This is a genomic window from Pseudomonas sp. P5_B3, assembly GCF_056400405.1.
In genome coordinates this window covers 82,209-89,415 of the sequence record NZ_JBFULI010000020.1, presented here as the reverse complement: position 1 = coordinate 89,415, position 7,207 = coordinate 82,209, and the positions used below count along the sequence as shown (strand labels likewise).

Annotated in this window: 8 protein-coding genes; 3 read left to right on the top strand and 5 right to left on the bottom strand. The window is 61.3% G+C overall.

Annotated elements, in window-relative coordinates:
* Positions 1-64: 64 nt before the first annotated feature.
* On the bottom strand, positions 65-925 hold the full coding sequence (locus tag AC1DRN_RS14260) for a MurR/RpiR family transcriptional regulator (RefSeq protein WP_170948639.1): 861 nt from the start codon (positions 923-925) through the stop codon (positions 65-67).
* 226 nt (positions 926-1,151) lie between these two features.
* Here AC1DRN_RS14260 and zwf point away from each other — a divergent pair, with 226 nt between their 5' ends.
* The 3 genes from zwf to AC1DRN_RS14245 are packed head-to-tail and all read left to right on the top strand — an operon-like array spanning position 1,152 to position 4,004.
* Positions 1,152-2,621: a glucose-6-phosphate dehydrogenase gene (zwf, locus tag AC1DRN_RS14255; protein WP_223459431.1), complete on the top strand. Its 1,470-nt coding sequence runs from the start codon at positions 1,152-1,154 to the stop codon at positions 2,619-2,621.
* The gene (gene pgl / locus AC1DRN_RS14250; protein ID WP_223459429.1) at positions 2,608-3,321 is read left to right on the top strand and encodes a 6-phosphogluconolactonase; all 714 of its coding nucleotides are present in this window, start codon (positions 2,608-2,610) and stop codon (positions 3,319-3,321) included. The genes zwf and pgl overlap by 14 nt, the downstream gene beginning before the upstream one ends.
* A gap of 17 nt (positions 3,322-3,338) precedes the next feature.
* Complete coding sequence (locus AC1DRN_RS14245; RefSeq protein WP_008050561.1) at positions 3,339-4,004, top strand: bifunctional 4-hydroxy-2-oxoglutarate aldolase/2-dehydro-3-deoxy-phosphogluconate aldolase; 666 nt, start codon at positions 3,339-3,341, stop codon at positions 4,002-4,004.
* Positions 4,005-4,206: 202 nt separating this feature from the next.
* On the opposite strand, the gene AC1DRN_RS14240 is transcribed toward AC1DRN_RS14245, so the two are convergent.
* The 4 genes from AC1DRN_RS14240 to AC1DRN_RS14225 form a co-directional block, all read right to left on the bottom strand.
* Positions 4,207-5,388 (bottom strand): aminotransferase class V-fold PLP-dependent enzyme, encoded by a 1,182-nt coding sequence (locus tag AC1DRN_RS14240; RefSeq protein ID WP_223459426.1) that lies wholly within the window; start codon positions 5,386-5,388, stop codon positions 4,207-4,209.
* 18 nt (positions 5,389-5,406) lie between these two features.
* Positions 5,407-5,643: a DUF3820 family protein gene (locus tag AC1DRN_RS14235; RefSeq protein WP_003227425.1), complete on the bottom strand. Its 237-nt coding sequence runs from the start codon at positions 5,641-5,643 to the stop codon at positions 5,407-5,409.
* A 69-nt stretch (positions 5,644-5,712) separates the two neighbouring features.
* Positions 5,713-6,183, bottom strand: a complete 471-nt coding sequence (locus AC1DRN_RS14230; RefSeq protein WP_218427152.1) for a MaoC family dehydratase — start codon at positions 6,181-6,183, stop codon at positions 5,713-5,715.
* Between the two features lie 41 nt (positions 6,184-6,224).
* On the bottom strand, positions 6,225-7,169 hold the full coding sequence (locus tag AC1DRN_RS14225; RefSeq protein WP_223459425.1) for an alpha/beta hydrolase: 945 nt from the start codon (positions 7,167-7,169) through the stop codon (positions 6,225-6,227).
* Between the last annotated feature and the right edge of the window lie 38 nt (positions 7,170-7,207).

Below are 7,207 nucleotides of genomic sequence, written 5' to 3'. Positions count from 1 at the left end.
CGCATTCCCCTGTGGGAGCGAGCTTGCTCGCGATGAGGCCAGGACGGTCAGTACAAATACTGGATCAATTAAACTCATCCCCCACCGGATACCGGCTCGCATTCAAACTCTCCTTGATCTTGCGCAAATGCGGCTGGAAATCCACGCCCCGGCGCAAGGTCATGCCGGTGGCGAGCACGTCCAGCACGGTCAACTGGATGATCCGCGAAGTCATCGGCATGTAGATGTCGGTGTCTTCCGGCAGCGGGATGTTCAGGCTCAGGGTGCTGGCCTTGGCCAGCGGCGAGTTTTCCGCGGTCAAGCCGAGCACCGAGGCGCCGTTTTCCCGGGCGATGCGCGCCACTTCCACCAGTTCGCGGGTGCGACCGGTGTAGGAAATGATCACGAACAACTCGCCGGTATGGGCCACCGAGGCAATCATGCGCTGCATCAGCACATCCGCGTGGGCCGTGACGGCAAGGTTGAAACGGAAGAACTTGTGCTGCGCATCCAGTGCCACCGGGGCCGAGGCGCCGAGGCCGAAGAAGTGGATCTGCCGCGCCTGGATCAGCAGGTCGACGGCGCGGCTGATCAGGTTCGGGTCCAGTGCCTGGCAGGCGCTGTCCAGCGAGGCAATGGCGCTGCCGAAGATCTTCTGGGTGTAGGCCTCCGGATTATCGTCGGCTTCCACCGCGCGGCTGACATAGGCGGCGCCACTGGCCAGGCTCTGGGCCAGTTGCAGCTTGAGCTCGGGGTAGCCGCTGACGCCGAACGAACGGCAGAAACGGTTGACCGTCGGTTCGCTGACCGAGGCGGCCTGGGCGAGGGCGGCGATGCTGAAGCGGGTGGCCTGCTGCGGGTTGAGCAGGATTACCTCGGCGACTTTGCGTTCGGCCTTGTTCAGCTCTTCAAGGCGATTCTGGATTTGCTCCAGTAAATTTCGCACGCGGTCCATATAAGTATCCTTTACGCCTGCGCCGATAGGCGCGCGGCTAATGCAAAAAGGGCCTTTGGTGAGGCCCGTCACGGTGGCCTATCCTACTGATGGCTCCGACCGACCACCACTCGGAATCTGTATTTTGCGAAAATGTTGTGGTTATTACTACATTTTCCCTTGAGTGATGCCTTAAAAAAAGGTATTTGTAGCTTAACTTGATAAAAGAACAAACATCATGCTCTCGATTACGGTTGAACCGTGCACCTTTGCCTTGTTCGGCGCCCTTGGCGATCTGGCCTTGCGCAAGCTGTTTCCCGCCCTTTATCAACTCGACGGTGCAGGCCTCTTGCACGAGGACACGCGCATCATCGCGCTGGCCCGTGAACCGGGCAGCGAGCAGGAACACCTGGCGTTCATCACCTCCGAGCTGCGCCGCTATGTCGGTGCCAAAGAGCTGGACGAAGCCGTGCTCGAGCGTTTCCTGGCGCGCCTGAGCTACCTGCACGTCGACTTCCTCAACACCGAAGATTATGTGGCCCTGGCCGAATCCGCCGGCAGTTCGCAGCGGGTCATCGCCTACTTTGCGACCCCTGCCGCCGTGTATGGCGCGATTTGCGAGAACCTGGCCAAGGTCGGTCTGGCAGAAAACACCCGCGTGGTGCTGGAAAAGCCCATCGGTTCGGACCTGGAATCCTCGCGCAAGGTCAACGACGCCGTGGCGCAGTTCTTCCCGGAGAACCGCACCTACCGCATCGACCATTATCTGGGCAAGGAAACCGTCCAGAACCTGATCGCCCTGCGTTTCGCCAACAGCCTGTTCGAAACCCAGTGGAACCAGAATTACATTTCCCATGTGGAAATCACCGTGGCCGAGCAGGTCGGCATCGAGGGCCGCTGGGGTTACTTCGACAAGGCCGGCCAGCTGCGCGACATGATCCAGAACCACCTGCTGCAACTGCTCTGCCTGATCGCCATGGACCCGCCGGCCGACCTGTCCGCCGACAGCATCCGCGACGAGAAAGTCAAAGTGCTCAAGGCCCTGGCGCCGATCAGCCCGGAAGGCCTGACCACCCAGGTGGTGCGCGGCCAGTACATCGCCGGCTACAGCGAAGGCAAAGCGGTACCGGGGTACCTGGAAGAACCCAACTCCAACACCCAGAGCAATACCGAAACCTTTGTCGCCCTGCGTGCCGACATCCGCAACTGGCGCTGGGCCGGCGTGCCGTTTTACCTGCGTACCGGCAAGCGCATGCCGCAGAAGCTGTCGCAGATCGTCATCCACTTCAAGGAACCGTCGCACTACATTTTCGCTCCCGAGCAGCGCCTGCAAATCAGCAACAAGCTGATTATCCGCCTGCAGCCGGACGAAGGCATTTCCTTGCGCGTGATGACCAAAGATCAAGGCCTGGACAAAGGCATGCAGCTGCGCAGCGGCCCATTGCAGCTGAATTTTTCCGACACCTGGAGCAGCGCACGGATTCCCGATGCCTACGAGCGGTTGTTGCTGGAAGTGATGCGCGGCAATCAGAACCTGTTTGTCCGTAAAGATGAAATCGAAGCCGCGTGGAAGTGGTGTGACCAGTTGATCGCCGGGTGGAAAAAATCCGGTGATGCGCCCAAGCCGTACGCGGCCGGGTCCTGGGGGCCGATGAGCTCGATTGCTCTGATCACGCGGGACGGGAGGTCGTGGTATGGCGATATCTGATTTGAAACTGCCGCAGGGCGTCAGCGCCCATGCGTTCAAGAGCCCGGTGCTGCTGGCCGAAAGCCTGGCGCTGAACGTGGCGAAAAAACTGAGCGACGCGATCGAAGCCCGGGGCACTGCGACCCTGGTGGTTTCCGGTGGCCGCAGTCCGGTGGCGTTTTTTCAGCACCTGGCCAAACAGGCGCTGGACTGGCCGAACGTGGTCGTCAGCCTGGCCGATGAGCGCTGGGTGCCGGTGGAGCATGCGGACAGCAACGCGGGTCTGATCAAGCGTTACCTGCTGCAAGGCCCGGCGGCCAAGGCGCAGTTCCTGAGCCTGTACAGCGCCAGTGCCAACCTTGAACAGGCGGCGGAGCAGGCTGACCGTTTGTTGTCCGAGTTGCCGGTGATCGACGTGCTGATCCTCGGCATGGGCGATGACGGCCACACCGCGTCGCTGTTCCCCAACAGCCCGAACCTTGCCGAGGCATTGCAGGCCGATGGTGTCCGTCGCTGCTGGCCGATGCTGGCGCCGACCGTGCCGCATCAGCGCCTGACCATGAGCCGGGCGCTGCTGGCCTCGGCCAGGCATAAGGTTCTATCGATTTCCGGTCAGTCCAAGCTGACCACCCTGAGTACCGCACTGGCCGGTGACGATGTCGCCGCACTGCCGATTCGCGCGTTTCTGCAACCCACGTTAGAGATTTACTGGTGCCCATGAGCCAAGGAACAGCCGCTATGACAAACCCATCCCCGACCGTTTCCATGGCGGACAAAGTTGCCCTGATCGACAGCATTTGCGCGAAAGCGCGGATCCTGCCGGTGATCACCATCGCCCGCGAGCAGGACGTTCTGCCGTTGGCCGACGCCCTCGCGGCTGGTGGCCTGACGGCTCTGGAAGTGACCCTGCGTTCGCAATTCGGCCTCAAGGCCATCCAGATCCTGCGTGAGCAGCGTCCGGAGCTGGTGACCGGTGCCGGCACCGTGCTCGATCGCCACATGCTGGCGGCGGCGGAAGCGGCGGGCTCGCAGTTCATCGTCACGCCGGGCATCACTCGTGACCTGCTGGAAGCCAGCGTCGCCAGCCCGATTCCACTGTTGCCGGGCATCAGCAATGCCTCGGGCATCATGGAAGGCTACGGTCTGGGTTACCGCCGTTTCAAGTTGTTCCCGGCGGAAGTCAGCGGCGGCGTCGCGGCCATCAAGGCTTTGGGCGGCCCGTTCGGCGAAGTGAAATTCTGCCCGACCGGCGGCGTGGGCCCGGCCAATATCAAGAGCTACATGGCGTTGAAAAACGTCATGTGCGTGGGCGGTAGCTGGATGCTCGATCCGGAGTGGATCAAGAACGGCGACTGGGCCCGCATTCAGGAATGCACCGCCGAGGCTTTGGCGCTGCTGGACTGATCGCTTCACCCTACACCTCGTTGTGTGTTCTACGGCTTTACGGTGCACTTGGTCGGTGCACCGTTTTTTTTTGCCCGCGAAAAGTTGAGGCAATTAATACCTGTAGGAGCGAGCTCGCTCGCGATGGTCGTGAACGATAACGCGGGAACCCGATAGCCAGCGGTGCCTGGAAGTTTTTCGCGAGCAGGCTCGCTCCTACAGGTCAGCACAATTGCGCCAGCGCCGTGGTCAGCCGCGTCATGTGCTCGGCGGTGGTGGTCAGCCCCGGAGTGATGCGGATGCACGGGCCGCACGCCGCGCCAGTGCGTACCACGGTGAACAGGTTGTAGTCCTTGAGCAGCCGCTCGACCATCGCCTGCTGATCGGTCTGTGCGATGAAACGCATGGACGTGATGCCGCAGTACAGTCGCGGGTCGTCCGGGGTCAGGACTTCGATGCCCGGTAGTTCGCGCACGGGGCGGACCCACAGGTTGCGCAGGTAGTTGAGCCGAGAACCCTTGGCCGCAGCACCCCCCATCGCCCAATGTTCTTCGAGCACCAGCGGCAGGGTCAGCAGCGCCGGGATGTTCGGGGTGCTGTACGAGGTACGGGCGCGAATGTCAGTGGGTGGAAAATGCATTTCGCCCATGTCCGGGTCGATATCGGCCAGGCGTTCGGGGTCGATGTAGATAAAGCCGAGCGTCAGCGGTGCGCCGATCCACTTGTGCAGGTTGTAGCCGGCGAAGGCGATACCGAACTCGGCCAGGTCGAATTCGAGCTGGCCGAGGGCATGGGCACCGTCGAGGATGACGTCGATGCCGTGTTCCTTTGCCGCGACTGCAATCGCCTGCACCGGCATCACCAGGCCCGTGCGATGGGTGACGTGGGTCAGGGCCATCAGCTTCAGCCGTGGGTGTCGTGCGAAGGTTTCGCGGTAGGTATTGAGCAGGCTGTCGAAGGTTGCCGGGTGTGCGTGTTCGATCTCGATCACTTCGACACCACGATTACGCGCCAGCCAATGCATGGCGCCTTTGACCGTGTCGTATTCCAGATCGCAAACCAGTACCTGATCGCCGGGTTGGAGCCGGTTGTAATTGCGGATCAGCGACTGCAAACCTTCCGACGCGTTGCGGGTCAGGGCGATGCTGTCGGCGGGTACGCCGATCAACCTGGCCAGTTGCGCGCGGATCTTCAGGCTGTCGCCCTGTTCGAAGCGCTGGCGCACATAGACCGAATTGCTGCGGTTGATCAGCTCGATGTTGCGCTGGTATTCCTCGACCACCGTGCGCGACATGCGCCCGAAGTAACCGTTCTCCAGGTTGAGCGGACCGGGTTCGACATCGTAGCGGTCGGCAAAGGTTTGCCAGAAGGCTTCATCACGGGCGCGGCGGGTGTTGTCGGGCATGGGGCACTCGGTAGGTGTTCAGTGGCGCGGAGCCGGTTTGCCGTGTTTGGCGCGCAGCGGTTCGAGCAAGTCCGACAAACCGTTGTGGTCGATTTCCTGCATCAGGGCCAGCAGGCCACCCAACTCGCCGTGAGGGAAGCCCTCCCGGGCGAACCAGTTCAGGTAAGGGCCGGGCAAGTCGGCAATGATTCGACCCTTGTACTTGCCGAAGGGCATTTCGCGGGTGATCAGCAGTTCGAGCTTTTCAGGATTCATCGATCGATCGTCTTGATTCAGTCAGTCTGGAAAATACAGGCATTCCGACAAGCCCCTCGCCACAGAGGGTTAGCCGATGCTGATCGCCGGCAGCGTGGTCAAGGTCACGCTCTGTTGCTTGCGTGGCGCGAGGATTTCCGCCTCGCCATCCACCACCAGTTCATCGCGCTGGTTGAACACGCGGGTGGCAATGCGTACGCGAAATTTCGGCAGTTTTTCGAGGATTTCCAGGCGCACGGTCAGGGTGTCGCCGATCTTCACCGGTTTCTGAAAGCTCATTTGCTGGCCGAGGTAGATAGTCCCCGGTCCAGGCAGTTCGCAGGCGACCGCTGCGCTGATCAACGCACCGCTGAACATGCCGTGGGCGATGCGCTCCTTGAACATGGTGCTGGCGGCGTAGTCGGCATCCAGGTGCACCGGGTTGTGATCGCCGGACATCGCGGCGAACAACTGGATGTCGCGCTCTTCGACGGTCTTGCTGTAACTGGCGGTCTGGCCGACTTCGAGGGCTTCGTAAGGGGTGTTGGTAACCTGGGTCATCTGTCTCGATTCCTGTGACGAATTAAAAAATCCACAAAAAACTATTCGGATCGGTGTGGCCGAGGAGTGCTCAAGGCCTGTGCGATCCAGTTCAGAACATCGGCGATGATTTCATCGCGGTTGCTCTCATTGAACAGTTCGTGCCGCGCCTGCGGGTAAACGGTCAATTGCAGGTGCTGGCTGCCGGCCGCCCGCAACGCGTCGGCCAGATCCTTGAGACGTTTGCCTTCGCTCACCGGATCACATTCGCCGCCAATCACCAGCAGCGGCAGGCCCGGGTCGATCTGGGCGAGATTGGACGCTTTGCTGATTTGCTGCAAGCCGCCGAGCAAATCGATCCACAGTTGATTGGTGCAGCGAAAACCGCAGAGCGGGTCGTTGACGTACAGATCGACCTGCGCCGGATCACGGCTGAGCCAGTCGAACGGCGTGCGTGCCGGTTTGAATTTGTTGTTGAAGGAGCCGAACGACAGCCATTCGATCAATGCGCTGCGTCCTTTGCGACCCTGGCGCAGGCGTTCGAGACGGGCGATTTGCCGTGCCGCGCGATAAAGCGCCACGGGCTGGAAGTTCGAGCCGCTGAGGATTGCCCCGTGCAGGCTGGCACTGTGGTGCAGCAGATAGGCCTGGGTGATGTAACTGCCCATGCTATGGCCGAGCAGCATGATAGGTACGCCAGGGTGCTGCTGGCCGATGTGCTGGTTGAGGCAGGCCAGGTCGCTGACGACCTTGCACCAGCCATCATCATCGGCGAAATGCCCGAGGGTCCCGTTTTCGGCAGTTTTGCCATGTCCACGCAGGTCCGGCGCGCACACGCCATAGCCCTGTTCACAGAGTTTTTCCGCCAGGGGGCCGTAGCGACCGCTGTGTTCGGCCATGCCGTGGGCCAGCAGAATCATTGCCTTGAGGCTGCCGTCGGGTAGCCACTGGTTGACGAAGAGGCGGCTGTGGTCGCTCGTGGTCAGCCAGAAAGTGTCATGGATCATGGCGGTTCCTTTGCATGAGGCTGCCTGGTCGCAAACAG